Genomic DNA, 26,975 nt, shown 5'->3' on the forward strand with positions numbered 1-26,975 from the left:
CGCCCGACCACCACCCCTCAACGAGGCGCTACGCGCCGCACCTTTTAACTGGAGCCGTGATGCCCGAAGCCGTGATCGTCTCGACCGCCCGCTCCCCCATCGGCCGCGCCTTCAAGGGCTCCCTCAAAGACCTGCGCCCCGACGACCTCACCGCCACGATCATCCAGGCGGCTCTGGCCAAGGTCCCCGAGCTGGACCCGCACGACATCGACGACCTGATGCTCGGCTGCGGCCTCCCCGGCGGCGAGCAGGGCAACAACCTCGGCCGCATCGTCGCCGTACAGATGGGCATGGACCACCTCCCGGGCTGCACGGTCACCCGGTACTGCTCCTCCTCCCTGCAGACCTCCCGCATGGCCCTGCACGCCATCAAGGCGGGCGAGGGCGACGTCTTCATCTCGGCCGGCGTCGAGACGGTCTCCCGCTTCGCCAAGGGCAACTCCGACAGCCTCCCCGACACCCACAACCCCCTCTTCGCCGAGGCCGAGGCCCGCACCGCCGAGGTCGCCCAGCAGGAGGGCACGACCTGGCACGACCCGCGCGAGGACGGCCTCGTGCCGGACGCCTACATCGCCATGGGGCAGACCGCCGAGAACCTCGCCCGCATGAAGGGCATCACCCGCCAGGAACTGGACGAGTTCGGCGTCCGCTCGCAGAACCTCGCCGAGGAAGCCATCAAGAACGGCTTCTGGGAGCGCGAGATCACCCCGGTGACCCTCCCCGACGGCACCGTCGTCAGCAAGGACGACGGCCCCCGCGCCGGCGTCACCGTGGAGGGCGTGTCGGGCCTCAAGCCGGTCTTCCGCCCCGACGGCCTCGTCACCGCCGGCAACTGCTGCCCCCTCAACGACGGCGCCGCCGCGCTCGTGATCATGTCGGACACCAAGGCCCGCGAGCTCGGCCTCACCCCGCTCGCCCGCATCGTCTCCACCGGCGTGTCCGGCCTGTCCCCCGAGATCATGGGCCTCGGCCCGGTGGAGGCCTCCCAGCAGGCCCTGCGCCGCGCCGGTCTCACCATCGACGACATCGACCTGGTCGAGATCAACGAGGCGTTCGCCGCCCAGGTGATCCCCTCCTACCGCGACCTGGGCATCGACATCGACAAGCTGAACGTCAACGGCGGCGCCATCGCCGTCGGCCACCCCTTCGGCATGACGGGCGCCCGCATCACCACCACGCTCATCAACTCGCTCCAGCACCACGACAAGCAGTTCGGTCTGGAGACGATGTGCGTCGGCGGCGGCCAGGGCATGGCGATGGTCATCGAGCGCCTGAGCTGAACCGGCCATTTCGAGCCCCTGGGTAGTCAACTCACGACCCAGTGTGAGCCTTCGGCCCAGAACCCGGGAAACCCCGCGGTTCTGGGCCGTTTTGTGATCCAATCTCCCCCAGGATGTGACCTATCTCCCTCGACACAGGGATTTACGCAGGTCAGAGCCGTTCACCGCTAAACATCAGGCCCAAAGTCCTGTCCGTTTGGTGACGTTACGCACTGACAGCTGGATAGTCCGCCCTTCAAGCTGATGTAGGAAGTCGGGGGTCGACTTTGAACCGGGAGTACGTCAGTGAGCGCCATGCCGATCGCTTTGCTGCTCACCACGGCCGCCACGGGCGCCGTGGGCGTCGCCGTCCTGCGCACGCTCTTGGTGCTGCGCCGACAGGTCGCGGCCCTGCACACCGAGCTGGAGCGGACCAACGCGGGCTCGGCCCGCGGCCTCGTCCCGCAGGCCCGCCTCTCCGCGGACGCGGATGAGATACGCGCCGCGGTGGCCGAGGCGCTCGCCGAGGAGCGCGAGCGGGAGCTGGCCGAGGCGCGGGCCTTCTGGGCCGCCCAGGAGTCCCGTGACGCCACCGACGCACCCACTCTGCTGGGCCTGTCCGACAGTGAGCTGTTCCTGCCACGCCAGGCAGATTTCGCGGGCCTGGAGCATCTGGAGCCGGTGACCGAGTCGACCGCGGACGCCGACGAGTTCGCCGGGGAGTCCCCCGAACTGGCCGCGGCCCGCCGCCGGCACCCTTCCCACCCGGACTTCGTCCCGGTTTCCTCACCGGCCGTGAACGATCACGAGCGCACGGTTGCCACCCTCGAGGACCTCGCGGCCTCCGCCACCGAACTGACCGACGTCCGCCCGGGCCCGCTGGGCACCCTCGACGTCTACGTGTTCGCGGACGGCACGACCCTGTGCATGACCCCGGGTCACCGCGAGACGGCGGAGCGCCTCGCCACGGCCCTGCGCGCCGGCGAGACGCCGGTCCTGCTGGGCGGTTCGGGAGTCTCGGGCGCGTACACGCTGACGTTCGCGTGCGGCGAGGAGAACGTCTACATCCTGGCCGACCGGGTCATAGCGTCCCTCTAGCCTCTGAGGCGCCGGGGACCGCAACGCCCTCAGGGGCGCGGGGAACTGCGCGACCGGCCCCCACGCACCCGCGGCCGCCGACGACGCTCAGACGCCCGCCCTCTTCTGCGCCTCCTCCACCAAGCGCACGGCTTCGGAGACCTGGTCGTCGCTCTCGAGAACGACTGCCAAGTCGTGCACGGCAACGGTGATCTGATCCGCTGCGGCGAACATCCCGGCATCAGGCATCACTCGAGGCTCAGCCCCGGGCGCCTCCAGAACCTGCGCCCACCGAGCCAACTCCCTGGCCAGCGCCAGCGCCTCCGCGGCCGCGCTTCTCTGCAACCGGCTCTGCGGCGCCGCCCGCAACCGGTCGGCGAAGTGATCTACGGCTCGGGTCAGACGCGTCGTATCAACCACGCCGTGAGCGTACGCGACTGTTGCCAACGGGCGAACGCTCAGGCACGGTGACCTGAAGGACCGGCTTACATCCCCTTTGCGTCCGGAGGCGCCGATGTCCCACGTCCTCTCCGAGGAGACCCACCGCAACATGCTCGCCCGCATCCCCCATTGCACCGGTCGTGAAGTCTCCGACTGGCTCCGCACGGTAGAAGAAGGCCCGGCCCTCGTCCGCTTCGAGGAGAAGGTCAGCTGGCTTCGCCACGAATACGACCTCGCGTACGGCCACGCGAAGGCGATCGTCCACGAGTACGACCTGAGGAGGGCGGCGCGCAAATTCCTCTAGGCGCGCACACGACGAAGGGCCCCGGAATGAACCCGGGGCCCTTTGCTGCACAGCCGTCGCAGGCTAGTCGCTGCTGTTGAGGATCGAGATGAGCCTCAGGAACTCCATGTAGATCCACACCAGCGTCAGCGTGAGGCCGAAGGCGGCGAGCCAGGCCTCCTCGCGCGGTGCGCCGTAGGCGAGGCCGTCCTCGACCTGCTTGAAGTCCAGGGCGAGGAAGCAGGCGCCGAGCAGGATGCCGACGATGCCGAACACGATGCCGAGCGGGCCGCTGCGGAAGCCGAGGCCGTCACCGCCGCCGAAGACGGCGAACAGCAGGTTGACCGCCATCAGCAGGATGAAGCCGAGCGCGGCCGCCATCACGAAGCCGACGAAGCGGCGGTTGACGCGGATCCAGCCCGCCTTGTACGCCACCAGCACGGAGGCGAACACCGCCATGGTGCCGATCACCGCCTGCATGGCCGCACCGCTCGCGATGCGGTTGTCGACGACGCTGGAGACCACGCCGAGGAACACACCCTCGAGCGCGGCGTACGACAGGATCAGCGCGGGCGAGGCCTTGCGCTTGAAGGACTGGACGAGCGCCAGAACCATGCCGAGCAGACCGGCAACGATGGCGATGCCGTACGACCGGCTGATGTTCGCGTCGTCGACGGGCAGCAGCGCCCAGGCGAGCGCGGCCGTGACGATCAAAGTGCCGAGCGTGGTGCCCGTGCGCAGGATGACGTCGTCGATCGTCATCCGGCCGGTGGTGGCCGGGGCCTGCGGCGGTGCGCCGTGCTGAAGGTCCGTCTGGGCGTAAGGGTTCTGCGCATACGGGTTGCCGGCCTGCGGCTGGGCATACGGGTTGCCCTGCGTGCCGACAGCGGCGCCCCCGGCCTGCGGCGCGGTGTTGAAGCCCGCGTAGCCGTTGTCGCGGCTGAACCCCCGTCGCGAGAAGACCGGGTTGCTGCTCCTCATTTCACTCCTCCATGGCCACCGTGCGTGGCCTTGGCTCAAGAGTAATAGGTTGGCAAAGGATCGACCCTAATACCTGCGGAGGATCTTTCCCTCTTCGTGCTGCGCAACACGGTACGCGGCTGGGTGATTCCCGGCCATGGACGGGATCATTCATGACCAACCTGGGACGTGGCCGGAACCCGTCGGAGATCACTCCCCCGGCCCCGCCCCGCGCTCACCCGAACGGAAAGCCCGTGTACCCCTCGGCCAGGTCCGTCTCGGCGGCCCGCGACGACGCGAGCCGCTCCAGCCGCGCCAGCTGGAGCCGATCCTCGAAGGGCGTTGCGCCGGGGGCCCGGTGCAGCAGCGTCGTCATGTCGTACGAGAACCGCTCGGCCTGCCAGACGCGGCGCAGACAGGTCTCGGAGTAGGCGTCGAGCAGCTCCGCCGAACCCGTCTGCCGTTGATGCGTCAGCGCCCGCGCGAAGGTGACGACGTCCCCGACGGCCAGATTCAGCCCCTTGGCACCCGTGGGCGGCACGATGTGCGCCGCGTCACCGGCCAGGAACACGCGGCCGTACCGCATGGGTTCGTGGACGTAGGAGCGCATGGGGGTGACGGACTTTTGGGTGATCGGACCGCGCTGCAGCCGCCAGTCGTCGTCCGTCTCGAAGCGGCGCTCCAGCTCCGCCCAGATCTCGTCGTCGCCCCAGTGCTCGGCGTCGGTGCCGTCCGGTACCTGGAGGTAGAGGCGCGAGACAGACGGGGAGCGCATGGAGAGCAGGGCGAAGCCGCGGTCGTGCCGGGCGTAGACCAGCTCGTCGTGGGAGGGCGGTACGTCGGCGAGGATGCCGAGCCAGCCGAAGGGGTACGTCCGCTCGTGGACCCGGGCCAGCTCGGCCGGGATCGCCTTGCGGGCCACGCCCCAGAAGCCGTCGCAGCCGACGAGGTAGTCGCACTCCAGGACGTCCTCGCGCCCCTCGTGCCGGAAGCGCACGCGCGGGCTGCCGGTGTCCGCACCCTCCACCGCGAGCGCCTCCGCCTCGAACAGCAGCGGGCCGCCCTCCTTCAGCTGGAGGGCGATGAGGTCCTTGCAGACCTCGGTCTGGGCGTAGACCATCACCGACCGGCCGCCGGTGAGTGCGGGGAAGTCGACGCGGTGGCGCTTCCCGGCGAACCGCAGTTCGATCCCGTCGTGCCGGAGGCCCTCGCGGTCCATCCGCTCCCCGGCGCCGGCCGCGCGCAGCACGTCCACCGTGCCCTGCTCCAGGATCCCGGCGCGCTGGCGGTGTTCGACGTAGGCGCGGTCGCGGCTCTCCAGGACGACCGAGTCGATGCCGGCGTTGTGGAGCAGACGGGCGAGGAGGAGGCCGGCCGGGCCCGCTCCGATGATGCCGACGGTGGTGCGCATCGGTCGCCTTCCCTTCGCTGTTCGCCAGGTGAAGTTTCATTCACCATTTCCTGACGCGAGTCTCCGACCGCACACGCCCGCTGTCAACGGTTCGGTGAAGACTTGAAGGGAGCTTGCAGGAAGCTCGAAGGAAAGGAGAAGGACGGAAGTGCCCAGAGCCGGACTTGAACCGGCACGCCCGCGAAGGGGCAGCGAGGTTTAAGCTCGCCGTGTCTGCATTCCACCATCTGGGCAGGCCATGGGCTCCGCATCGAGGTTCCGAGCCTATCGGGATACATCCCCCGAACAGCGGACGGGCGGACCGATGTTGTCTTATTTTATTGACGTCTGAGGGTGCATCAGCCCACGGAACACGCCATCCGCACTTGCCAATAGCCTTACGGGCGGCGGTCGACGGCGCATACGGAATGACGGAATTTCACCGTCCGAACGAGGACGCTCCACCTGTTCTTGACGCGAGCAGCCGTCAGGGGTCCTCGTCATCCTCAGGTATGACGCGGCGGGGTCCGGTCCATCCGCAGTCTGCCTTCGGAACCGGAACAGCGACTGACTACACGGCGCACTTCGGCCGGGACGATGGACTACGTCCCCTCGTACACACCGTCGTCCCTCAGGAGTGCCTTCTCGTGACCACCGCATCCATCGCCGGCCGGGCCACCTCCGTGGCCGCGCGTGCCACGGATCTGTCGAAGATCTACGGACAGGGCGAGACCCAGGTGGTCGCCCTGGACCGGGTCTCCGTCGAATTCCGGCAGGCCGAGTTCACCGCGATCATGGGCCCGTCCGGCTCCGGCAAGTCCACGCTGATGCACTGCGTGGCCGGCCTGGACACCTTCTCCTCCGGTTCGGTGCGCATCGGCGACACCGAACTCGGCTCCCTGAAGGACAAGCAGCTGACCAAGCTGCGCCGGGACAAGATCGGCTTCATCTTCCAGGCGTTCAACCTGCTGCCGACGCTGACGGCCCTGGAGAACATCACCCTCCCGATGGACATCGCGGGCCGCAAGGCCGACAAGCAGTGGGTGGATTCGGTCATCCGGATGGTGGGCCTCGCCGACCGCCTCAGCCACCGCCCCGCCCAGCTCTCCGGCGGCCAGCAGCAGCGCGTCGCCGTCGCCCGCGCCCTGGCCTCCAAGCCCGAGATCATCTTCGGCGACGAGCCCACCGGAAACCTCGACTCGCGCTCGGGCGCCGAGGTGCTGGGCTTCCTGCGCAACTCCGTACGGGAGTTGGGGCAGACGGTCGTGATGGTCACGCACGACCCGGTGGCCGCCGCGTACGCGGACCGCGTGGTCTTCCTCGCCGACGGCCGGATCGTCGACGAGATGTACCGGCCGACCGCGGACAACGTCCTCGACTTCATGAAGCAGTTCGACGCGAAGGGCCGCACCAGCTGATGTTCCGCACCGCCCTGCGCAACGTACTGGCGCACAAGGCCCGGCTTTTGATGACCGTGCTCGCCGTCATGCTCGGCGTCGCGTTCGTCTCCGGCACCTTGGTCTTCGCCGACACCCTCTCCAACGCCTTCCGCAACCAGTCGGCGAAGAGCTACGACAACGTCGCCGTCTCCATCACCTCGTACGCCAACCCCGACGACGCCAAGGAAGAGCCCGGCCTCTCCCGGAAGACCCTCGACAAGATCGCCGCGGTGGACGGCGTCGACGCCGCGTACGGCCGCGTCGAGGGCTTCGCCGGGGTCGCCGACCCCGACGGGAAGCTGATCGGCGTCGGCTGGTCCAACAAGGGCTCCAACTTCGCCCCCGGCAAGGACGGCAAGAACCCCGCCTACACGTTCACCGACGGCTCCGGCCCGGTGAAGGACGATCAGATCGCCCTGGACAAGGAGTCCGCGACCAAGGGTGAGTACCAGGTCGGCGACCGGGTCCGGGTCGCCACGAACGGGCCGGTGAAGGAGTACACCCTCAGCGGCGTGTTCACCACCGAGGACGGCGCCGTGAACGCCGGCGGCAGCCTCGTCCTCTTCGACACCGCGGTCGCCCAGAAGCAGTACCTCAAGCCGGGCTACTTCGAGAGCGTCACCGTCACCGCCGCCGCCGGCGCGGACGACAAGAAGATCCTGGACGCGGTCAAGCCGCTGCTGCCGGACAGCGCCGAGGCCCAGACCGGCAAGGCGCTCGCGGACGAGCAGGCCGAGCAGATCGAACAGGGTCTGGGCTCGCTCAAGCAGGTCCTGCTGGGCTTCGCGGGCATCGCGCTCTTCGTCGGCATCTTCCTGATCTCCAACACCTTCACGATGCTGGTCGCCCAGCGCACGAAGGAGATCGCCCTGATGCGCGCCGTCGGTGCGTCGCGCAAGCAGATCACCCGCTCGGTGCTCGCCGAGGCCGCGGTGGTGGGTCTCGTCGCCTCGGTGATCGGCTTCGTCCTCGGCATCGGGCTCGCGGTCGGACTGCGGTCCGGGATGGCCGCGTTCGAGATGAAGATTCCGGACGGCCCGCTCATCCTGTCCGCCACGCCGGTGATCGCCGCGATCAGCGTCGGCGTGCTGATCACCATGTTCGCCGCCTGGCTGCCGGGCCGCCGGGCCGCGAAGATCCCGCCGGTGGCGGCCATGAACAGCGTTCACGCGGCGGCCACCACCAAGTCGCTGGTGCTGCGCAACTCCATCGGTACGGCCATCACCGGCCTCGGCGCGGCCGGGATCGTGCTGGGTGCCTCGACCGGCGGCGACGACGGCCGGATGTACATCGGGGCGGGCGCGTTCTTCGCGCTGATCGGCGTGATCATCCTGATCCCGCTGCTGTCCCGGCCCGTGATCGCGCTCGTCCGTCCGCTGCTCGTCGGCCCCTTCGGCGTGGCCGGCAAGCTCGCCGGCCAGAACGCGGTCCGCAACCCGCGCCGTACCGGCGCCACCGCCTCGGCGCTGGCGATCGGACTGACGCTGGTGACCGGCCTGTCGGTGCTCGGCATCACGGTCGGCACGGCCATCGACAAGATGACCACGGACAACATCAAGGCCGACTACATGGTCTCGATGGCGAACGGCGGGGACCTCGACCAGTCCGCGCTGACGGCGCTGGAGAAGGCCAAGGGCGTCTCGGCGGTCTCGCCGCAGCAGAGCGTCTACTTCCAGGCCGGTGACGAGGACTACGTGTCCGCCTCGGCGGTCACGCCGGGCGACATCGAGCAGGTCCTGAACGTCGACGTCGTCAGCGGCAACATCGACTCGCTCGCCGCGGGCCAGATCGCGGTCGCCGAGAAGACGGCCAAGAGCAAGGGCTGGAAGCCCGGCGACAGCGTCCCCGTCACGTTCAACGACGAGAAGAAGGGCACGCTCAAGGTCGGAGCCGTCTTCAAGGACAGCGAGTTCCTCTCGCCCGTCCTCGTCGACACGAAGGTCGTGAACCCGCACGAGGTGCAGCCGTACATCCAGCAGATCTTCGTGAAGGTGGACGGCGGCCAGTCCGCGGCGAACGAGAAGGCCCTCATCAACGCGCTGGGCGACAACCCCGCGATCAAGGTGATGGACCAGCAGGACATCCGCAACGAGTTCGGCGGCGTCATCAACACCCTGCTGAACATCATGTACGGCCTGCTGGCGATGGCCCTGATCATCGCGGTGCTGGGTGTCGTCAACACCCTCGCGATGTCGGTCTTCGAACGGCAGCAGGAGATCGGCATGCTGCGTGCGATCGGTCTCGACCGGCGCCGGGTGAAGCGGATGGTCCGGCTGGAGGCCGTGGTCATCTCGGTGTTCGGCGCGGTGGTCGGTATCGGTCTCGGCTCGTTCCTCGGCTGGGCGATCGGCGAGACCTTCGCGGACCAGATCCCTGGCTACGCGCTGGTCCTGCCCTGGGACCGGATCGGGATCTTCCTGGTGCTGGCCGGACTGGTGGGCGTCCTCGCCGCGCTGTGGCCGGCCCGCAACGCCGCGCGGCTGAACATGCTGAACGCGATCAAGGCGGAATAGCCGTACGAGCGCATGGGCCCCGTTCCCGGGAGGGAGCGGGGCCCTGGCGTTTCAGCCCCAAGTACGGGCCCGCAACGACATCCCGGAGTCGCCGGAGTCGGGTGTCCTGACGGCCAGCACCTGGTTGACGCCGATGCGGTTGCGCTCGAAGGCGAGCACGCAGGCGGCCATGTACAGCCGCCAGACGCGGGCGCGTCCGACGCCGGTGAGCTTGACGGCCCGCGGCCAGTCGGCGTCCAGGTTGGCGACCCAGCGGCGCAGCGTCAGGGCGTAGTGCTCCCGGATCGACTCGACGTCACGCACCTCGAACCCGGCGCGTTCGAGCTGGGTGACGGTGACGCCGATGGGCTGGAGTTCGCCGTCGGGGAAGACATAGGCGTCGATGAACTCGTCGACCTCGTACGTTGATTCGTCCCGCTGCGGCCGGCGCCCGATCTGGTGGTTGAGCAGCCGCCCACCGGGCTTGAGCAGCCGGTGCAGTACGTCGGCGTACTCCAGGTACCGCTCGGCGCCGACGTGTTCGGCCATGCCGATGGAGGAGACCGCGTCGTACGGCCCGTCGTCGACGTCCCGGTAGTCCTGTACGCGGATCTCCACCTTGTCGGTGAGCCCCTCGTCGGCGATGCGCTTGCGGGCGTAGGCCGCCTGCTCCTGGGAGAGGGTGACGCCGACGACGCTCACGCCGTACTCGCGGGCCGCGTGCATGGCCATGGAGCCCCAGCCGCAGCCGACGTCGAGCAGCCGCAGGCCGGGCCGCAGGCCGAGCTTGCGGCAGACGAGGTCGAGCTTGTCGTGCTGGGCGGCCTCGAGGGTGCCGTGCGGCGGCGGGTCCGGCCAGTAGGCGCAGGAGTACACCATGGACGGGCCGAGGACGATCTCGTAGAAGTCGTTGCCGACGTCGTAGTGGTGGCTGATCGCGCGTCTGTCGGTGCGCTTGGTGTGCAGATGGGCACGGGCCCGGCGCACCTCCTCGGGAGGCGGCGCGGGCGGCAGCGGAAGTCCGCCGAGCTTGACGAGGCCGCGGACGGCGGCGCGTACGTCGGGGTCCCGGAGCGCCTGAGCCAGGCTGCGGGCATCCTCCCCGCGCTCCCAGACGAGCCCCGCGAGCAGATCGAGTGCGGCGTACAGGTCGCCCTCGATGTCGAGGTCCCCGGCCACCCAGGCCCGGGCCAGCCCCAGCTCCCCGGGCTTCCACAACAGCCGCCGCACGGCGCGGCGGTTGCGTACGACGAGGGTCGGCGCGCCCGGCGGGCCCGTCTGCGAACCGTCCCAGGCGCGAATGCGCACCGGGAGCGGAACCCCCAGCAACTGTTCGAGCAGGCCCTTCAGCCGCACCGCGGCGTCTGGCATGGCGCACACCTCCGTGATGGGATCCCGGAATGTCCAACACCACGTAAACACCTGCAAGCCCCGCGCGCAGTCCCCCACGCGCGTCACAGCTGGGCAAACCCTGGGAAGGCGTACGCGACCGGCACCCGCGGAGGTCTCCCGGACAGCCCGAAGGGGGCCGCCCGCACCACGGATGGCGGGTGGCCCCCTTCGGGGTCGTTCAAGTGACCGGAGGTCAGGAGGCCTTGGCCTTCTCGCCCTTCTCGGCGCTGCTCGCGGGAGCGACCGGGGCCGGCTTGGCGGCCTCGTAGAACTCCTCGCGCGGGGACTCCAGCGCGCCCAGCGCCACGACCTCGCGCTTGAGGAACATGCCGAGGGTCCAGTCGGCGAAGACGCGGATCTTGCGGTTGAAGGTCGGCATCGCCATGCCGTGGTAGCCACGGTGCATGTACCAGGCGAGACGGCCCTTGAGCTTGATCTTCACCTTGCCCATGACGATCATCGCCACGCCCTTGTGGAGGCCGAGGCCCGCCACCGCGCCCTTGTTGGCGTGCGAGTAGTCCTTCTGCGGGAAGCCCCGCATACCGGAGATCACGTTGTCGCCGAGGACCTTGGCCTGACGCAGCGCGTGCTGGGCGTTCGGCGGGCACCAGGCGTTGGGGTTGCCGGCCTTGCGGCCGACGAGGTCCGGGACCTGGGCGTTGTCGCCGGCGGCCCAGATGTAGTCGGTGCCCGCGACCTGGAGGGTCGGCTCGCAGTCGACGTGACCGCGGGGGCCGAGCGGCAGGCCGAAGCGGGTGAGGGCCGGGTTCGGCTTGACGCCGGCCGTCCACACGATGGTGTTGGAGTCGACCTCGAGGCCGTTCTTCAGCACGACGTGGCCGTCGACGCAGGAGTCCATGGAGGTCGAGAGGTAGACCTCGACGCCACGGGCCTCCAGGTGCTCCTTGCCGTACTGGCCGAGCTTGGGGCCGACCTCGGGCAGGATCTTGTCGGCGGCGTCGACGAGGACGAACCGCATGTCCTCGCGGGTGACGCTGGTGTAGTACTTCGCCGCGTCGCGGGCCATGTCCTCGACCTCGCCGATGGTCTCCGCACCCGCGAAGCCACCGCCGATGAAGACGAAGGTGAGCGCCTTGCGGCGGATCTCCTCGTCGGTCGTGGAGTCGGCCTTGTCCAGCTGCTCGAGGACGTGGTTGCGCAGGCCGATGGCCTCCTCGATGCCCTTCATGCCGATGCCCTGCTCGGCGAGGCCGGGGATCGGGAAGGTGCGGGAGACCGCGCCCATCGCGATGACCAGGTAGTCGAACGGCAGCTCGTACGCCTCGCCCACCAGCGGGGCGATCGTGGCGACCTTGCGGTCCTGGTCGATGGTGGTGACCCGGCCGGTGAGGACCTCCGCCTTGGGCAGCACGCGTCGCAGCGGGACGACGACGTGGCGCGGGGAGATGCTGCCGGCGGCGGTTTCGGGGAGGAAGGGCTGGTAGGTCATGTACGACCGGGGGTCGACGACCGTGACGGTCGCCTCGCCGTAGCGCATCTTCTTGAGGATGCGCCGAGCTGCGTACAGGCCTACGTACCCACCGCCTACTACGAGGATCCTGGGACGCTCCGTGGTGCTCATGCCATCGAGTATCCACCTGCCCCAGGGGGGTCGCTCGTGCGCCCCTTCACAAGCTCTTGCAGCCCCTGTGCTACACTCCCCGGCCCGCGTGACACAGGTCATGGTCACGATGGGGAACCGGGAAGCGATACGCCCCGTTGTCAATGCCGCGTGAGCTGCCTCTCTGTCGCTGCGGGGCCTCTGTGAGCGGGCCGGAAGACCCTCGGACGAGAAGCTCCCAGGACCTCTTTACACCGGCCATCTGAACATGTTCAAGGGGCTGTTCACCCCTCGGAAGGGTCAACCGGCACCGATCTGTGGTCCGACAGGGCCGAATTCCTTGTGAAGAACTTCACGAACTTTCTCGGGCGGGCGCTCGCGGCGGGTCCACGAGGGCCCCGAAAGCCCCCTTGGAGGCGCTCATACGCTAGCCGACCTGCTCAACCGAAGCTACCCACCAGTAATGAATCGAGACCCGAACCACCCCGCGACGGCAGATCTGAGGCACCGTCACCCGGTCGGCCACACTCCGCGCGAAATTGATCAGAAGGCCACATAACGTGCAGCCATGATCACCTCACAGAAGGCGCCCCTGCGGGCTGCCAAGCGAATAGTCTCGGTCGGCGCTGCCCTCGGCATCGCCCTTGCACTGGGGACGGCTGCCGCATCCACTGCGGCAGCGACGCCCGCCGCCATGAACACCGCTGCCGTACAGTCCAGTCCGGCCCACGGCGGCCATGGCGACGACGGAGGGTGCAGCGGCCTCCTCGTCATCCTCTGCAACTGACGGACAGCCCGCACGGGCTCAGAGGCAACGGCCCCGGTCCCTCTTCACGAGGTACCGGGGCCGTTCCGCGTCTTCACGCATCCGCGGGTGCACAGCGGCTCCGCTCTACCGGGCCGCCGCCTCCGCCACCTTGAAGGCGATGCCGTCGAGGATGTCGTGCTCGCTGACGACGACCTCCTCGGCGCCGATCCGTTCCATGATCGCGAGCAGCACCAGCGCGCCCGCCGCGATGACGTCAACTCGCCCCGGGTGCATGGACGGTACGGCCGCGCGCTCGGCGTGGGTGGAGCGCAGAAGCCGGTCGGTGATCTCGCGGACCCGGTCGTGGCCGATCCGGGAGTGGTGGATGCGGGCCGAGTCGTACTCGGGCAGGTCCTGCGCGATGGCCGACACCGTGGTGACCGAACCGGCAAGCCCCACCAGCGTCCTGGCCTCGCGCAGCGGCACCGTCTCCTCGGCGAGGTCGAGAGCCGCCTCGATGTCGGCCCGCATCGCCGCGATCTGCTCCTCGGAGGGCGGGTCGGAGACGACGCCGTCGCGGACCAGATGGCGCTCGGTCATCCGCACGCAGCCGACGTCCACGGAGCGTGCCGCGCGGACGTGCTCCTCACCGACGACGAACTCGGTCGACCCGCCGCCGATGTCCACGACGAGGTAGGGCCGGTGCAGGTCCTCGCGCCCCACGAGCTCCTTCGTGGCGCCCGTGAAGGAGAACTCGGCCTCCTGGTCCCCGGTGACGACCTCGGGCTCGACGCCCAGGATGTCCATGACCCCGCGGACGAACTCGTCCCGGTTCTCGGCGTCCCGGGAGGCGGACGTGGCGACGAACCGCAGCCGCTCGGCGCCGTGCTCCTTGATGATCGCCGCGTAGTCACGGCAGGCGGCGAAGGTCCGCTCCAGCGCCTCGGGCGCGAGCCGCCCCGTGCGGTCGACGCCCTGACCGAGCCGCACGATGGTCATACGGCGGTCCAGGTCGACGAGTTCCCCGGTGTGCGGGTCGACGTCGGCCACGAGGAGCCGGATGGAGTTCGTACCGCAGTCGATGGCGGCGACGCGGGTCACCGGCCGCCCTCCTCGGACTTCCCGGACGCCTCGGACTTCTCCGGGAGCGTCACGCACGCGCCCTTGCTCCACCACTGCGGCAGCATCGCGATCGCCTCGTCCCCCAGCGGGTTCACCCCCGGCCCCGCGGCCAGCGAGTGCGCGACCAGCACATGCAGACACTTCACCCGGTCCGGCATGCCGCCCGCGCTCGGAAAGCCCGTCAGCTCCTCGATCTCGTCGCGCCGCCGGATGTAGTCCTCATGCGCCGATCGATACGCGGCGGCCAGCTCGGGGTCGGACTCCAGCCGGGCCGTCATCTCCTTCATCACGCCGTTCGCCTCCAGCGTGCCGATCGCCGACGACGCCTTCGGGCACGTCAGGTAGTACAGCGTCGGGAAGGGCGTGCCGTCGGGCAGCCGCGGGGCCGTCTCGACGACGTCCGGCTGCCCGCACGGGCACCGGTGCGCGATCGCGCGCAGCCCGCGCGGGGGACGCCCGAGCTGCTGCTTGAAGGCCTCGACGTCCGCGTCGGTGGGCTCGGTGCGCGGGGTGGGCGGCGGGGCGGTTTCCATGCCTGTCTTTCTGTCTGTTCTCGTCGGCGGTCTGTCGACCGGTCCGGACGATCGGTTCACTGGCGGGACGCGTCGGCCTTGTCGACCCCGTCCCAGATGTTCGCGTACCAGGGGCGGTCGGCCGCGCCCAGGTCGGCGCGCGACTGCTTGGCCGCGTCCGGGTCGATCACGACGTAGCCGGTCTCCCCCGGCATCACATAGTGCAGCCGCAGCCGGATCTGCTGCTCGGCGTAGGCGTCGTCCTGCCAGCGTGCCTTGACGTCGCGCAGTTCCTCGACCCGCTGGGCGGCCTCTTCCTTCTCCCGCTGCATGTCGGCGATCTCGGCGCGCTGGGAGACGTACTGCCTTATCGGGTAGGCGAGCGCCACGATCATGGAGCAGACGACCAGCGCCAGCAGCGCGGCGCGTCCGGTGAGCCGGGAGCGCCGGGCCTGCCGCTTGGTCTGGGAGCGGTAGACACGGGCTGCCGTCTGCTCGCCGAGCAACCGGATCCTGGTCGCGGTGGAGAACCGGTCCCGATCCTTGACGGCCATGTCCCGCCTCCCGTTTCACATGCGTACGTCCCCGCACACGGTACGGGACCGAGTACGGGGACGTACGTACGACTGGCTAAGGCTCACCCAAGGTTGGGCTCGGCCAGGTCAGCCCTTGAAGCGCGGGAACGCGCTGCGGCCGGCGTACACCGCCGCGTCGTCGAGGATCTCCTCGATGCGCAGCAGCTGGTTGTACTTGGCGACGCGCTCGGAGCGGGCCGGGGCGCCGGTCTTGATCTGGCCGCAGTTGGTGGCGACGGCCAGGTCGGCGATGGTGACGTCCTCGGTCTCGCCGGAGCGGTGGGACATCATGCACTTGAAGCCGCTGCGCTGGGCCAGCTCGACGGCGTCCAGCGTCTCGGTGAGCGAGCCGATCTGGTTCACCTTCACCAGCAGGGCGTTGGCCGCGCCCTCGTCGATGCCGCGGGCCAGACGCTCCGGATTGGTGACGAACAGGTCGTCGCCGACGAGCTGGACCTTGTCACCGAGCCTGTCGGTGATGGTCTTCCAGCCGTCCCAGTCGTCCTCGAACAGCGGGTCCTCGATGGAGACGAGCGGGTACGCGTCGACGAGCTCCGCGTAGTACTCGGTCATCTCGGCGGCCGAGCGGTCCTTGCCCTCGAAGGTGTAGACGCCGTCCTTGTAGAACTCGGACGCGGCGACGTCGAGCGCGAGGGCGATCTGCTCGCCGGGGGTGTAGCCGGCCTCCTTGATCGCCTCCAGGATGAGGTCGAGGGCCTCGCGGTTGGAGCCGAGGTTCGGGGCGAAGCCGCCCTCGTCGCCGAGGCCGGTGGCCAGACCCTTGCTCTTCAGGACCTTCTTCAGCGTGTGGTAGACCTCGGCGCCCCAGCGCAGGGCCTCGGAGAAGGACTCCGCGCCGATCGGGGCGATCATGAACTCCTGGATGTCCACGTTGGAGTCGGCGTGCGAGCCGCCGTTCAGGATGTTCATCATCGGCACCGGCAGCAGGTGCGCGTTGGGGCCGCCCAGGTAGCGGAACAGCGGGAGGTCGCTGGCCTCGGAGGCGGCGTGGGCGACGGCGAGCGAGACGCCGAGGATGGCGTTGGCGCCGAGGGAGCCCTTGTTGTCGGTGGCGTCCAGGTCGAACATCGCCTGGTCGATCAGGCGCTGCTCGGTGGCGTCGTAGCCGACCAGCTCCGGGCCGATCTGCTCGATGACGGCGAGGACGGCCTTCTCCACGCCCTTGCCGAGGTAGCGGTTCGAGTCGCCGTCGCGGAGCTCGATGGCCTCGAAGGCGCCCGTCGAAGCGCCGGACGGAACGGCGGCACGACCCGTGCTGCCGTCGTCGAGGCCGACCTCGACCTCGACCGTGGGATTGCCTCGGGAGTCCAGGATTTCCCGGGCTACGACGACGTCGATGGACGGCACGAGTATCTCCTTCTTGGGATGTGAAGCACTGTGTCGCTGGTGGTGCGGGGCTGTGAGCCTTGCGACTAGAGCCTAACCGCCCCGGGGACATCGGCAGCCGACCGACCGTCCCGTGGACAGGACCGAACCGTACCCATTGTTCCCTATCGGAACAAAGGGTGGGTGACTTACAGGGAAAGAAAAAGCCCCGCTCCGGTGCGTACGGGGGAACACGCACCGGAGCGGGGAGCCCGTGGGGGACGGGGGTGACCCTCACGAGGTCTTCAATATGAGTTCCACGGATGTGAGGGCCCTGCGGTTCAGCTGGAGGCCGCGTATTACTTCAGGTGCAGCTGCTGACCCGGGTAGATCAGGTCGGCGTCCTCGACGATGTCCTTGTTCAGCTGGAAGAGCTTCTCCCAGCCGCCCTTGACCTTCTTCTCCGCGGCGATCGAGCTGAGGGTGTCACCCTTGGCGACCTTGTACTCGCCGTCGCCCTTCTTGACCTTCTTGCCGGTCGGGGTGGTAACGGTCTTGGTCGACTTCTTCTCGGCCGCCGGGCGCTCGGCGGAGCGGGAGGCCGGCTGCTCCTCGGTGGCGCGGGGGGCGGACTCGGTGCTCTGCGAGGAGCCGGAGCCGCTGTACGCGGCGCTCGACAGGCCGGTGCCACAGTGCGGCCAGGCACCCTTGCCCTGGCCCGCGAGGACCTTCTCGGCGATCTCGATCTGCTGGGCCTTGGTGGCCTTGTCGGCGGTGGCGGCGTACGCCGTGCCGCCGTACGCGGCCCAGGTGGAGGCGGAGAACTGCAGGCCGCCGTAGTAGCCGTTGCCGGTGTTGATGGACCAGTTGCCGCCGGCCTCGCACTGGGCGACGGCGTCCCACTCGGAGGCGGTGGCGGCGGAGGCGCTGCCGGCCGCCATCAGCGGGGCGGCGACGGCGGCGCCGGTGACGCCGACGACGGCTATGGCGCGAGCGGCCTTGGACGGACGACGGTGCTTGCCCTTGCTGGAAAACAGCATGGTGGATCCCCTCACCGACGCCTGCGAGGTGAGCTGTCGGGTTCGGGCCGGTTGAGTTGCCCGGCCGCGCTCGTCCGCCTTTCGGCTCGCGTTGCGCGGCTTCACCCCGAGCCGGCTCCGGCGTGCGGCCCCGAAGGGCCTCAACTGCCGGACCCGGCGCTTACCTTGGGTCCCCCGCTCCTGCCTACGGCGCTTGACGCGACGACTGTTCCCGTGCGGCCGCTGGCAGGATTCGGCGTTGCGGCAGCCGGGGCTCGCGGTGACGAGCGATCACGACCGTAGACACCCGATTCCCGGAATTACAAAGACGATCAGGGCTTCTGAGATCTATCTCTCACTGCATTCAAAACGGACATTCAGGTGCGAAAGGTGACGCGAACTCTCGCTGTTTTTCGCCCCGTTCGGCCCTTATTCGACGGGGACGTCCAGGGTCTGACCGGGGGTGATGTCGTTCGCGTCGCCGCCGATGGCGCCCGCGTTCGCGTCATACAGCGCCCGCCACCCGCCCTCGAGGTCAAGGGAGTCGGCGATGGAGGCCAGCGTGTCGCCGGCGCGGACCTTGTACGAGGCATGGCGGCCGGAGGTCTCGGCGGCCGGGTCGGCGGCCTCGCTCTCGTCGGCACTGGGCCCACGGTGACGTCCGGCGCCGGCCTCCTCGCCCGTGAGCGCACTGGTGTCGACGAGGCTCCAGGCGCCCACATCTTGCACCCAGTTGTCCTGATTACCCCCGTCCGAGGTCTCCACGGGAGAGCTGTCGGGCGACTTGGAGGCCTTGGCGTCAGGTGACGCGTCAGGCTTCGCCGAGTTGTCCGCCTTGGACGACGAGGAAGGGGAGGAAGAGGGAGAAGAGGATGAATTCCGGGGCGATTCGGACGAAGCGCTGGGGGATTCACTCGACGAGCTCGACGGGCCGTCGCTCGCGTTCGACGAGTTCGAGGAGCCCGGCGAGTCGGACGAATTGGACGAATTCGATGAGCCGGGCGAATCGAGCAAGCCGGAGGATCCGGACACCTCGGAGGGTGAATCGCCCTCCACTCCGGTGTCGAGGTCGGCCAAGCCGTTCTTCGGGGTGAGCCCATTGAGCACCGCACAGGTACCCCAGGGCTTGGTTCCCTGGTCGGCGAGGACGGCCTGCGCCACGGAGATCTGCTGGGAGCGGCTCGCCAGGTCAGGGCGCGGGGCGTAGTCGAGGCCGCCGTACTGCTCCCAGTCGTCCTGGGTCAGTTGCAGGCCGCCGTAGCGCCCGTTGCCCTCGTCCGTGCTCCAGGAGCCGCCGCTCTCGCACTCGGCCACCTTGTCCCACACGGTGCCGTCGGCGGCGCTCGCGCTCGTGGCGCCGAGCAGCGGGATGGCGATGGCGGACCCGGTCACTCCGGCCGCGACGAGGAGAGCCGGGGCCTGACGGGGGCGACGGTGACGACCGTTCCCGGAGAGCATGCGGGGACCTTTCACGAGGCAGCATTGACCGCGGCGTTTGAAACCTCGACGCCGTCGTTGATCCGTGAACGTATAGGCAGACGATCACTTGTCACAAGTTAATGCCGCGTAGATCACGTGAAGATCACAGAATTGAGCGCGTGTCACGTTTGACGAGGTGGACACACTCACTCAACTGGTGTGAAATCCACCGGAAGTGTGCGCAGCCCGCGCATGATGAGACCTCCGCGCCACCTCAACTCCCCCGGGTCCACGGCGAGTCGGAGATCCGGGAGACGGGCGAGGAGCGTGGCGAGAGCCGTCTGGCCCTCCAGTCGGGCCAGCGGAGCGCCGAGGCAGTAGTGGATGCCGTGGCCGTAGCCGAGGTGCTGGTTGTCGCGGCGGCCGAGGTCGAGGACGTCGGGGTCGGCGAACCGCTCCGGGTCACGGTCGGCGGCGGCCAGGACGACGAGAACGGGGTCGCCGGCCGCGATGTCCTGCCCGCCGATGGTGAGCGGCTCGGTGGCGAAACGCCAGGTGGCGAGCTCGACGGGGCCGTCGTAGCGCAGGAGTTCCTCCACACCGGTTTCGAGGAGGCCGGTCTCCTCGGCGGCGAGGGACGCCTGCAGGCGGGCACGTTGCTCGGGGTGGGTGAGCAGCGCGTAGACGCCGTTGCCGATCAGATTCACGGTCGTCTCAAAACCGGCAAAAAGGAGGATGAAGGCCATCGCTGCGGCCTCGTTCTCGGTGAGGTGCTCTCCGTGGTCGGAGGCCCGGATGAGACCGGAGATGAGGTCCTCACCGGGCGTGGGTTCCTCGGGCAGGGCTTCCCGCTTGCGGTGGATGAGCTCGGCCAGATAGCCGCGCATCTTCTTCACCGACCGCGCGACACCGCCGCGAGGGCCGCCCTGGTGGCGGATCATCATGCCCGCCCAGTCCCGGAAGTCGTCCTGGTCCTCGCGGGGGACGCCGAGCAGGTCGCAGATGGCGTAGATGGGGAGCGGGAAGGCGAACTCGTGGATGAGGTCGGCGCTCCCCTTCGCCGCGAACTGGTCGATCAGACGGTCCGTGAGCTCCTGCACCCGAGACTCGAACTCGGCGACCCTGCGGGGCGTGAAGGCCTTGGAGACGAGCCTGCGCAGCCTGGTGTGGTCCGGCGGGTCGATGTTGAGCAGATGCGTCATGAGCTCGGCCTTGCGCTCACCGGGGATGCCGGTCTTGCCCTTGGCGTGCGCGGGCTCGTCGTGGTGGGCCGGGTTCTTGGAGAGCCGGTTGTCGGCGAGGGTCTGCTTGGCATCGGCGTACCGGGTGACCAGCCAGGCCTCCACGCCGCTGGGCAGCCGGGTCCGGTGGACCGGGGCGTGCTCGCGGAGCCAGGCGTAGGCGGGGTACGGGTCGGTCGCGAACTCCCAGGTGAAGAGCTCGGTGGGTTCGGGGGATCCGGAGGTGGTGCCGGTGGGGGTGGGCTGGTTGGTCACTCCCTGACGGTATCCGTTGCCGGTCCGGCCCCCGCTCCCTGTTCCGGCCCCCGTCGCCCTGTCACCGGCCCCCTCTCCCTACTGAGGGGACACCCCCTCGACGGCCCGCACCGCGTCCCGGTAGGTCCGGGCCGCGACTCTCAGGGCCGCCTCCGGGTCCACCCCGGCGGCCTCCGCGCGGACCGCCATCGCGAGGAGCTCGTAGCCGAGGCCGTCCCCCGTCGGCAGGGGCACCTCCAGGCCCGCCGTACGCACCCGGGAGGCCAGCTTCGCGGCCAGTGCCAGGCCCGGCTGTCCCAGCGGGATTCCGTCCGTCACCGACTCGCGCTGCTTCTCCGCCGCCTTCGTGCGCAGCCAGTGCTCCTTGACCTCCTCGGGGGTCGTCGCCGTCTCGTCGCCGAAGACGTGCGGGTGGCGGTGGATGAGCTTGGTGACGATGCCGCCGGCCACGTCGTCGATGGAGAAGGGGGACTCCGGGTCCTCCTCGGCTATCCGGGCGTGGAAGACGACCTGCAGCAGGACGTCGCCCAGTTCCTCGCGGAGTTCGTCGCGGTCGCCGTCCTCGATCGCCTCGACGAGTTCGTAGGCCTCCTCGATGCCGTACTTCGCGAGGCCCTTGTGGGTCTGCTGGGAGGACCACGGGCACTCGAGGCGGATGCGGTCCATGACCTGGACCAGGTCGAGGAGTCGGGCGCCGGGCAGGTCGTAGGAGGCGGGGAGCAGTTCCAGGTCCGGCATGCTGACGCGTCCGGAGCCCGCGAGGCGTGCCAGGCCGTCCGTCAGGGCCGGCTCGCCCTCGCCCGTCGCCACGACCACGACCGTGCGGCCGCCTCCGCACGCGTCGATCAGCTGCTCGGCGGTCGGAGCGTTCTCGTCGACCGCTATGCCTGCCTCGCGCAGATACGGCAGCTGGGGGTGCGCGCCGTCCGCGCACAGCACACGGTCGGCCGCGTGCAGCGCCTGCCAGGCGGGCCAGGACAGCAGGCCGGGCGCGACACGGTGGCTGGTGGTGAGCAGGACGATGCGGCCGGGGGCGGCTTCGGGACTGGTTGCGTTCACGATCCGAACGTAACCCACGTCACCGACAGCGCCCCGAGTTGTCCACAGGCAGCGCGGCTGCCCCTGCCGCTACGCCGTCTGCTGCGTCCCCGTCGCCGTCACCTCGCGCACCCACGGCGTCTTCGCGTCCGCCCGGCCGCTCTTTTGGACGTCCCAGGCGCCGTAGCGCGGGTTGAGGTCGATGTCGAGCTTCTTGGACGCCTCGGCCAGGGCGTTCCAGAAGGCGGGCTTGCCGGTGTCGGTACCGAGGGAGGTGGCGAGTTTCTGGGCCTCGAGCTGGAGGCGGAGGTTCTCGTCGAGGCGCTGCGGGGGGATGCCGTACTGCTGGAGCCAGGCCGTCTCCAGCGCCTTGGCGCCGCCGACCTGCTTCTCCAGGCCGCCGCGCATTTCCTGGAGCTCCTTGCGGGTGACGGTCACGCCCGCGTCCTGGGCGGCCCGGTGCAGCACCTGGTCGAGAACCATGGTGTGCAGGACGTCCCGCGGGAGGGTGCCGGACTTGGCGATGACCTGCGCGTACTGGGCGTCGTCGGGGACGGCCTCGCGCTGTGCGGCGCGTACCTCGCCGACCCGGTTCTCCAGCTGCGCGACGGTGATCCGCTGGCCGCCCACGACGGCCGCCGCACCGGGATGCGCGTCGCTTCCGCAGGCGGTCAGCAGGGGCGCCGCGGCGATCGCGGCGGAGAGAAGGAGCGCGGTACGACGGCGGCGGTGCAAGGAGACCTCCTGGGGGGAGCTTGTGCGGCGGTGCACAAAGTCTTGCGGTGATCGATGGTAGGCAGTGGGCAAGCTCTGGCCAACCCATTCGACCAACGATTCGCCAGGACTTCGGGCACCGGAGCACCCCCGCCCGGCCCACCGGCGCCGGGCAGCCGGGCAGCCGGGCAGGAACTAGCCGCGCACCTGCCCCAGCCACTGCAAGGTCCGCCGTACCTCCGTCGCGAGCGGGTGGCCGGGGCCGTGCAGGCGTTCCACGTCGTGCAGCAGGCGGGCCAGGGTGTCGTGGGCGGCGGGCCGGTCGCCGAGGGCGAGCAGGAGGTGGCCGATGCGGCGGCGGACGTCGTGGGCGAGCTGGGGGTCGCCGGAGACGTACTGGTTCTCGTAGTACGGCAGCAGCCGGCGGTACTCGGCGAGCGCGGCCGCGGGTTCGCCGAGCTGTTCCAGGCACTGGGCGGAGTCGTAGCGAAAGCGCAGGGACTGCGGGTCGGCCTGGCCGGCCTCGGCAGCGCGCTCGTCGGCGAGGCGGCGCAGCTCCGGCAGCGCGCGCCGGTACTGGCCGTCGTCCATGAGCGTGGCCGCGTACTGCTTGCGCAGGCTGCGCACGACCGGGGAGTGCTCGCCGTGCTGTTCGGCGGCGGCGGGCAGGATCGAGCCGAGGATGTCGACGGCCTGGGTGATACGGCCCTCGCCGAGGAGGCGCTTGACCTCGTCGACGGCGCGCGCGACGTCCGGCTTGTCGGTGGCGGGCGGGCCGGGTGTGGCCGGGGCGGGCTGCGGCGCGGGAGTGCGGGCGCGGTCCGGCCAGGGTGCGTGCGGGCGCAGGAAGGGGCGCGTGGGGTCGAGGGGTGAGCCGGTGGGCGTCCCGCGCGCGGGCAGGAGCGGTGCCAGATCCTCGTACACCTCCTGGGCGGAGGCGGGGCGCTGCTGCGGGTCCTTCGTGAGCAGGCGCAGGACCAGGGCCTCGAGTGCCTCGGGGACCTCGGGGCGGATACGGCGCACGGGCAGCGGCGGCTCGTACAGGTGCCGGTGCAGCACGCCGAGCGCGGTCGAGCCGGAGAACGGCACGTCACCGCTGAGGAGTTCGTGCAGGACCACGCCGAGCGCGTACAGGTCGGTGTACGGGCCGACCGCGCCGCCCATCGCCTGCTCGGGGGCCATGTAGGCGGGCGAGCCGATGGGGGTGCCGGTGTGGGTGAGGCGGGTGGTGTCGGCGTCCATGACGGAGGCGACGCCGAGGTCGAGGACGGTGACGGTGCCGTCCTGCTTCACCATCACGTTGCGCGGCTTGAGGTCGCGGTGGACGATCGGCACGGCGTGCACGGCGCTCAGTACGGCGCACAGTTGCGCGGCGACCGCCACGGCCCACTGCCAGGGATAGGGGTCGTGCTCGGCGAGATGGCCGGCGAGGTCGACGCCGTCGACGTACTGCATGACGAGGAACAGTTCCTCGCCCGCGCTGCCCGCGTCGTGCACGGTGACGAGCCCGGGGTGGTCGACCTGTGCGGTGACCCGGCACTCGCGCTCGAACCGGCGGCGCAGTTCGCCCGCCTCCTGCCCGGCCACCTTGTCGGGGCGCAGCAGCTTCACGGCCACGCGCCGGTCGAGCCGCTGGTCGTACGCCGTCCAGACCTGCCCCATGCCGCCCTGCCCGATGAGCGTGGACAGTTCATAGCGGTCGGCGACGACACGTCCTGTCGTCACGGTCACCTGTCGCCCTCGTGGGTGCCGTCCTGGCGGCCGTCGTGCTTGCGCAGGTAGTCACTGAGCTCGTCGAGTTCGGCGCGCACCTGGTCGATGCGCGCGGGCGCGGGACGCTGCGGGGGCGGCGGGACGGGGGTCCGGGGCATCGGCGTCTGGGACGTCGGGGTCTGGGGGCCCGGTGCCTGGGGTATCGGCGCCCGGGGTATCGGCGTCGACTGCGGCACCGTCGTGGCGGTGTACGGCGACCCGGCCTGCGGATAGCCGTACGACTGGGACGGGACGGAGGGCCGCTGGGCGCTGTAGCCCGGGAAGCGGAGCTGGTGGAAGTGGCGTATGTCCGCGGAGAGGTAGTACGCGATCGCGGCCACGAGGCCGCCCAGGAGGAGGGCGAGACCCAACCAGCCGCCCGCGGTGTGGATCTCGTCGCCGGGCTCGGAGCCGATCATGTACAGGCCGAGGAACTCCACCACGATCGACGCCGCGAACAGGCCCCAGTCGAGGGGCTTGCGGGTCACGATGGCCAGCCGCAGCATCATCGTCCACGTCAGCAGGCCGAAGCTCAGCACCGAGATCACGACGAACAGCAGGCGCAGGAAGACCAGCCACCCGGTGGGCGGCGGCTGCTTCACCGGCTGCGTGTAGCCGTGGCCTTGCATGGCTGCTCCTGATGCCTGAAGTGGGCGTACGGACGGCCGGTCCTGCCCGGTGCGGGGCAACCTCGGTCGTGCGATTGTCGCTTCGAGCGTATAGGCCGACACCGACATACGGTCACCGGTTGTACCGAACCGTTGCCGAGCTGATCACTTCGTACAACGGCGGAGGTCGCGGAGGCCTCGCTTCCGGGTCACAGCGGGTGCCGCATCCACACGTTGGGCTCGACATACACCGCGCAGTCCCGCTCCGGCTCGCAGCGCACCGGCACCAGCGCGCCCGGCACCTCGATGTCGCCCGCCGTGTCGAAGGGCAGTCCGGTCCAGTGGCGCCACTGCTCCAGGGAGCCGGCGACGGTCATGGAGGCCGGGGCAATGGAGTCGATGGTGGCGCCGGCGCGGGCATGGACGCGCAGCCACGGGTCGTGCGGCAGGCCGTCGGGGCGTACGCGGTGGGCGTACTCCTCGATGGGGGTGTGCGGTTCGAGGTGCTTGGCGCTGGGGCGGACCGGGGCGACGACCTCGCTGAAGCCGTGGGCCCGGGCGTTGTCGCGCATCGCGGAGAGCATCCGGGCGGACAGGCCGCTGCCCTGGGCGTGCGGGGAGACGACGACGGAGATGGCGCTGACCGTGTCGGGGCGGACGCCGGCGCGCAGGTCGGCGAAGGCCCACACGAGCACCTCGTCCCAGCCTCGGGCGGGCAGCCGGCCTCGGTCCTCGGCGGCGAGGGCGAACGGGACGCTGAAGGCGTGGGCGACGACCTCGCCGCGCTCGTCCTCGGCGAACAGCGCGTACTCGGGGAGTTCGCGCGGGATCCGGCCGTAGTGGGCGTTGCCCACCGGGTCCTGGGTCGTGAACCGGTGCCAGGTGTCCGGCATTTCCATGACCCGGTCGAGCATCTCGGGGCGTTCCGCGAGGCTCGATGTCTTCAGCTCCATGCCGGTCACCGTAGGCGTGGGACGGCCACACCGGGAAGCTGTTTTCGGGGCGTGGACCAGGATGTCAGCCGGCGCACTGGCTGAGCATCATCTCCTTGTCGGCGGCCGTCACCGGAAGTTCGTACTTCAGCGAGACCTGGGCGAAACGCACCGCGTACGAGCAGCGGATCCGCTTGTTCGGGGGCAGCCAGGACGCGGGGCCGGAGTCGCCCTTGGAGCTGTTGGTCGGGCCGTCGACCGGCATGAGGTTGAGGGGGTCGTTGGCGATGTCCTGGCGCTTGCCCTTGGGCCAACGGGCGGCTCCCATCTGCCAGTCGTACGACAGCGGCATGACATGGTCGATCTGTACGGTCGTGGCGCGGGACTTGGCCCACTCGATCGTCCGGCCCGTGTACGGGTCGTGCAGGGTCATGGAGGCCACGACACAGTCGGAGCCGGAACGGAACCGGACCTCCTCGCCGTCGCGCTTGAGCAGGTCGTTGCGGGTGTCGCAACCGTTGCGGGAGAACGGGATGCCGCCCGGGGCCGAGTCCATCCAGGCGTAGCCGAACTCGTCGCGGTCGTAGCCCGTCCTCGGGCCGCGGCCCTTGGTCGCCACCTTCTCGATCAGGGCCCGTGCCTCGGCCCGGTCGGCGTCCGAGGTGAGGGGCGCGAGGCCGACTTTCGTGCCGTCCGGGTTGTCCAGTGGGCTCACTGCCCGGCCGGTGCCCGCGGCCGGGGCGGAGCCGGAGGGCTCCTCGTCCACGTGCAGATCGACGTTCTCGCACCCCGCCAGTACCAGCACCATGCCGAGCACCGCGGCGGCGCCGGCCGCCCCGCCCCTTCGACCCCTTCGACGCATCACGATGCGTCCCCTCCCCTGCCGCCCGTGCCGCCCCGCACAGGCGGCTTTCCCCGGTACACCGTCGTGCACACGGTAGCGACCCGGCGCACGGCGGCGTTCGAGAGGTCCAGACCACCCCTGGGCCAGGCGGGCATACTTCGCAACTCGGGCGTATCGTCGGTGGTGAGTCACCTCGGGAAGGAGCTCTGCATGGGCATCTTCGACAAGTTCAAGAACCGTCACGCGCAGGACAAGGCCAGGGACATGTCCGACACCGCGGAACGGAAGGCGAACGAGAAGACGGGCAACAAGTACGAGAGCCAGGTCGACGACGCGCAGCAACGCATGGAGCGCGGAATGGGCATGGATCGCGACCGGCCGCCCGAGCAGCCGTAGGACCCAAGGCCCACGGAGGACCACGCGACCGTAAGGCAGGGCGCCGACGCCGGGGCACACCCCAGCGCACCCGTCGGCGCCCGCGTCACAGGCTTTCAGCGCGCCACCTCAGACCCGGAGGCCGTCCGCGGGACCCAACTCCCGCGGGCGGCTTCACGGTTGCCGGGTTGCATCCAGCCC

The 26,975-nt window shown here is 69.9% G+C and carries 25 protein-coding genes, 1 tRNA gene and 1 riboswitch; of the genes, 7 read left to right on the forward strand and 19 right to left on the reverse strand.

Going from position 1 to position 26,975, the window contains the following annotated elements; all coding sequences use genetic code 11:
- Nucleotides 1–59: 59 nt before the first annotated feature.
- On the forward strand, nucleotides 60–1,280 hold the full coding sequence (locus ACZ7M7_RS38335; RefSeq protein WP_383613466.1) for an acetyl-CoA C-acetyltransferase: 1,221 nt from the start codon (nucleotides 60–62) through the stop codon (nucleotides 1,278–1,280).
- A gap of 294 nt (nucleotides 1,281–1,574) precedes the next feature.
- Nucleotides 1,575–2,357 carry a hypothetical protein gene (locus ACZ7M7_RS38340; RefSeq protein WP_472125214.1) on the forward strand — a complete coding sequence of 261 codons (783 nt, stop codon included), beginning with the start codon at nucleotides 1,575–1,577 and terminating at the stop codon, nucleotides 2,355–2,357.
- Between the two features lie 87 nt (nucleotides 2,358–2,444).
- Here ACZ7M7_RS38340 and ACZ7M7_RS38345 read toward each other — a convergent pair whose 3' ends face one another.
- Nucleotides 2,445–2,756, reverse strand: coding sequence for a hypothetical protein (locus tag ACZ7M7_RS38345; protein ID WP_383613472.1), 312 nt, complete (start codon nucleotides 2,754–2,756; stop codon nucleotides 2,445–2,447).
- Between the two features lie 94 nt (nucleotides 2,757–2,850).
- Here ACZ7M7_RS38345 and ACZ7M7_RS38350 point away from each other — a divergent pair, with 94 nt between their 5' ends.
- A complete protein-coding gene (locus tag ACZ7M7_RS38350; RefSeq protein ID WP_030049879.1) occupies nucleotides 2,851–3,081 on the forward strand; it encodes a DUF4287 domain-containing protein in 231 nt (76 codons plus the stop codon).
- A gap of 63 nt (nucleotides 3,082–3,144) precedes the next feature.
- On the opposite strand, the gene ACZ7M7_RS38355 is transcribed toward ACZ7M7_RS38350, so the two are convergent.
- From ACZ7M7_RS38355 to ACZ7M7_RS38365, 3 genes are all read right to left on the reverse strand, one after another.
- On the reverse strand, nucleotides 3,145–4,041 hold the full coding sequence (locus ACZ7M7_RS38355; RefSeq protein WP_383613475.1) for a Bax inhibitor-1/YccA family protein: 897 nt from the start codon (nucleotides 4,039–4,041) through the stop codon (nucleotides 3,145–3,147).
- Between the two features lie 214 nt (nucleotides 4,042–4,255).
- Complete coding sequence (locus ACZ7M7_RS38360) at nucleotides 4,256–5,431, reverse strand: 4-hydroxybenzoate 3-monooxygenase (protein WP_472125218.1); 1,176 nt, start codon at nucleotides 5,429–5,431, stop codon at nucleotides 4,256–4,258.
- Nucleotides 5,432–5,580: 149 nt separating this feature from the next.
- A tRNA-Leu gene (locus ACZ7M7_RS38365) sits at nucleotides 5,581–5,664 on the reverse strand.
- A 393-nt stretch (nucleotides 5,665–6,057) separates the two neighbouring features.
- Between ACZ7M7_RS38365 and ACZ7M7_RS38370 the strand changes: the two genes are divergently transcribed.
- Both ACZ7M7_RS38370 and ACZ7M7_RS38375 read left to right on the forward strand, forming a co-directional pair.
- The gene (locus ACZ7M7_RS38370; protein WP_328427174.1) at nucleotides 6,058–6,828 is read left to right on the forward strand and encodes an ABC transporter ATP-binding protein; all 771 of its coding nucleotides are present in this window, start codon (nucleotides 6,058–6,060) and stop codon (nucleotides 6,826–6,828) included.
- A complete protein-coding gene (locus tag ACZ7M7_RS38375) occupies nucleotides 6,828–9,362 on the forward strand; it encodes an ABC transporter permease (RefSeq protein ID WP_383613482.1) in 2,535 nt (844 codons plus the stop codon). The genes ACZ7M7_RS38370 and ACZ7M7_RS38375 overlap by 1 nt, the downstream gene beginning before the upstream one ends.
- Before the next feature lie 51 nt (nucleotides 9,363–9,413).
- Here the strand turns inward: ACZ7M7_RS38375 and ACZ7M7_RS38380 are convergent, their stop codons facing one another.
- Together ACZ7M7_RS38380 and ACZ7M7_RS38385 are read right to left on the reverse strand one after the other, a co-directional pair.
- Entirely contained in the window at nucleotides 9,414–10,712 is a 1,299-nt protein-coding gene (locus ACZ7M7_RS38380) for a class I SAM-dependent methyltransferase (protein WP_472125221.1), read from the reverse strand.
- Nucleotides 10,713–10,926: 214 nt separating this feature from the next.
- Nucleotides 10,927–12,315 carry an NAD(P)/FAD-dependent oxidoreductase gene (locus ACZ7M7_RS38385; RefSeq protein WP_383626485.1) on the reverse strand — a complete coding sequence of 463 codons (1,389 nt, stop codon included), beginning with the start codon at nucleotides 12,313–12,315 and terminating at the stop codon, nucleotides 10,927–10,929.
- 547 nt (nucleotides 12,316–12,862) lie between these two features.
- Between ACZ7M7_RS38385 and ACZ7M7_RS38390 the strand changes: the two genes are divergently transcribed.
- Nucleotides 12,863–13,081, forward strand: coding sequence for a hypothetical protein (locus ACZ7M7_RS38390; protein ID WP_383626488.1), 219 nt, complete (start codon nucleotides 12,863–12,865; stop codon nucleotides 13,079–13,081).
- Between the two features lie 105 nt (nucleotides 13,082–13,186).
- Here ACZ7M7_RS38390 and ACZ7M7_RS38395 read toward each other — a convergent pair whose 3' ends face one another.
- The 13 genes from ACZ7M7_RS38395 to ACZ7M7_RS38455 form a co-directional block, all read right to left on the reverse strand.
- Nucleotides 13,187–14,143 carry a Ppx/GppA phosphatase family protein gene (locus ACZ7M7_RS38395; protein WP_383613493.1) on the reverse strand — a complete coding sequence of 319 codons (957 nt, stop codon included), beginning with the start codon at nucleotides 14,141–14,143 and terminating at the stop codon, nucleotides 13,187–13,189.
- Nucleotides 14,140–14,697 carry a DUF501 domain-containing protein gene (locus ACZ7M7_RS38400; RefSeq protein ID WP_383613496.1) on the reverse strand — a complete coding sequence of 186 codons (558 nt, stop codon included), beginning with the start codon at nucleotides 14,695–14,697 and terminating at the stop codon, nucleotides 14,140–14,142. Before ACZ7M7_RS38400 ends, ACZ7M7_RS38395 begins: the two co-directional genes overlap by 4 nt.
- Before the next feature lie 56 nt (nucleotides 14,698–14,753).
- Nucleotides 14,754–15,230 (reverse strand): FtsB family cell division protein, encoded by a 477-nt coding sequence (locus ACZ7M7_RS38405; protein ID WP_383613499.1) that lies wholly within the window; start codon nucleotides 15,228–15,230, stop codon nucleotides 14,754–14,756.
- Between the two features lie 108 nt (nucleotides 15,231–15,338).
- Nucleotides 15,339–16,619 carry a phosphopyruvate hydratase gene (gene eno / locus ACZ7M7_RS38410; RefSeq protein ID WP_472125225.1) on the reverse strand — a complete coding sequence of 427 codons (1,281 nt, stop codon included), beginning with the start codon at nucleotides 16,617–16,619 and terminating at the stop codon, nucleotides 15,339–15,341.
- 317 nt (nucleotides 16,620–16,936) lie between these two features.
- Entirely contained in the window at nucleotides 16,937–17,617 is a 681-nt protein-coding gene (locus ACZ7M7_RS38415) for a transglycosylase family protein (protein ID WP_472125228.1), read from the reverse strand.
- 3 nt (nucleotides 17,618–17,620) lie between these two features.
- A riboswitch (cyclic di-AMP (ydaO/yuaA leader) is annotated at nucleotides 17,621–17,819 on the reverse strand.
- Nucleotides 17,820–18,025: 206 nt separating this feature from the next.
- Complete coding sequence (locus ACZ7M7_RS38420) at nucleotides 18,026–19,054, reverse strand: transglycosylase family protein (RefSeq protein ID WP_472125231.1); 1,029 nt, start codon at nucleotides 19,052–19,054, stop codon at nucleotides 18,026–18,028.
- Nucleotides 19,055–19,221: 167 nt separating this feature from the next.
- On the reverse strand, nucleotides 19,222–20,511 hold the full coding sequence (locus tag ACZ7M7_RS38425) for a cytochrome P450 family protein (RefSeq protein ID WP_472125233.1): 1,290 nt from the start codon (nucleotides 20,509–20,511) through the stop codon (nucleotides 19,222–19,224).
- Between the two features lie 78 nt (nucleotides 20,512–20,589).
- Nucleotides 20,590–21,570, reverse strand: coding sequence for a nucleoside triphosphate pyrophosphohydrolase (locus tag ACZ7M7_RS38430; protein WP_472125236.1), 981 nt, complete (start codon nucleotides 21,568–21,570; stop codon nucleotides 20,590–20,592).
- Between the two features lie 69 nt (nucleotides 21,571–21,639).
- Nucleotides 21,640–22,284 carry a SurA N-terminal domain-containing protein gene (locus ACZ7M7_RS38435; protein ID WP_472125239.1) on the reverse strand — a complete coding sequence of 215 codons (645 nt, stop codon included), beginning with the start codon at nucleotides 22,282–22,284 and terminating at the stop codon, nucleotides 21,640–21,642.
- Between the two features lie 174 nt (nucleotides 22,285–22,458).
- A complete protein-coding gene (locus ACZ7M7_RS38440; RefSeq protein ID WP_472125490.1) occupies nucleotides 22,459–23,952 on the reverse strand; it encodes a protein kinase domain-containing protein in 1,494 nt (497 codons plus the stop codon).
- 38 nt (nucleotides 23,953–23,990) lie between these two features.
- Nucleotides 23,991–24,644, reverse strand: coding sequence for a hypothetical protein (locus ACZ7M7_RS38445; RefSeq protein WP_472125242.1), 654 nt, complete (start codon nucleotides 24,642–24,644; stop codon nucleotides 23,991–23,993).
- Nucleotides 24,645–24,832: 188 nt separating this feature from the next.
- Nucleotides 24,833–25,576: an N-acetyltransferase gene (locus ACZ7M7_RS38450; protein ID WP_383613522.1), complete on the reverse strand. Its 744-nt coding sequence runs from the start codon at nucleotides 25,574–25,576 to the stop codon at nucleotides 24,833–24,835.
- A 64-nt stretch (nucleotides 25,577–25,640) separates the two neighbouring features.
- Nucleotides 25,641–26,417, reverse strand: a complete 777-nt coding sequence (locus ACZ7M7_RS38455) for an HNH endonuclease family protein (protein ID WP_472125493.1) — start codon at nucleotides 26,415–26,417, stop codon at nucleotides 25,641–25,643.
- 192 nt (nucleotides 26,418–26,609) lie between these two features.
- Between ACZ7M7_RS38455 and ACZ7M7_RS38460 the strand changes: the two genes are divergently transcribed.
- Nucleotides 26,610–26,795 (forward strand): Rv0909 family putative TA system antitoxin, encoded by a 186-nt coding sequence (locus ACZ7M7_RS38460; RefSeq protein ID WP_383613525.1) that lies wholly within the window; start codon nucleotides 26,610–26,612, stop codon nucleotides 26,793–26,795.
- Nucleotides 26,796–26,975: the final 180 nt, after the last annotated feature.

This window comes from Streptomyces sp. NPDC111606 (assembly GCF_055656945.1).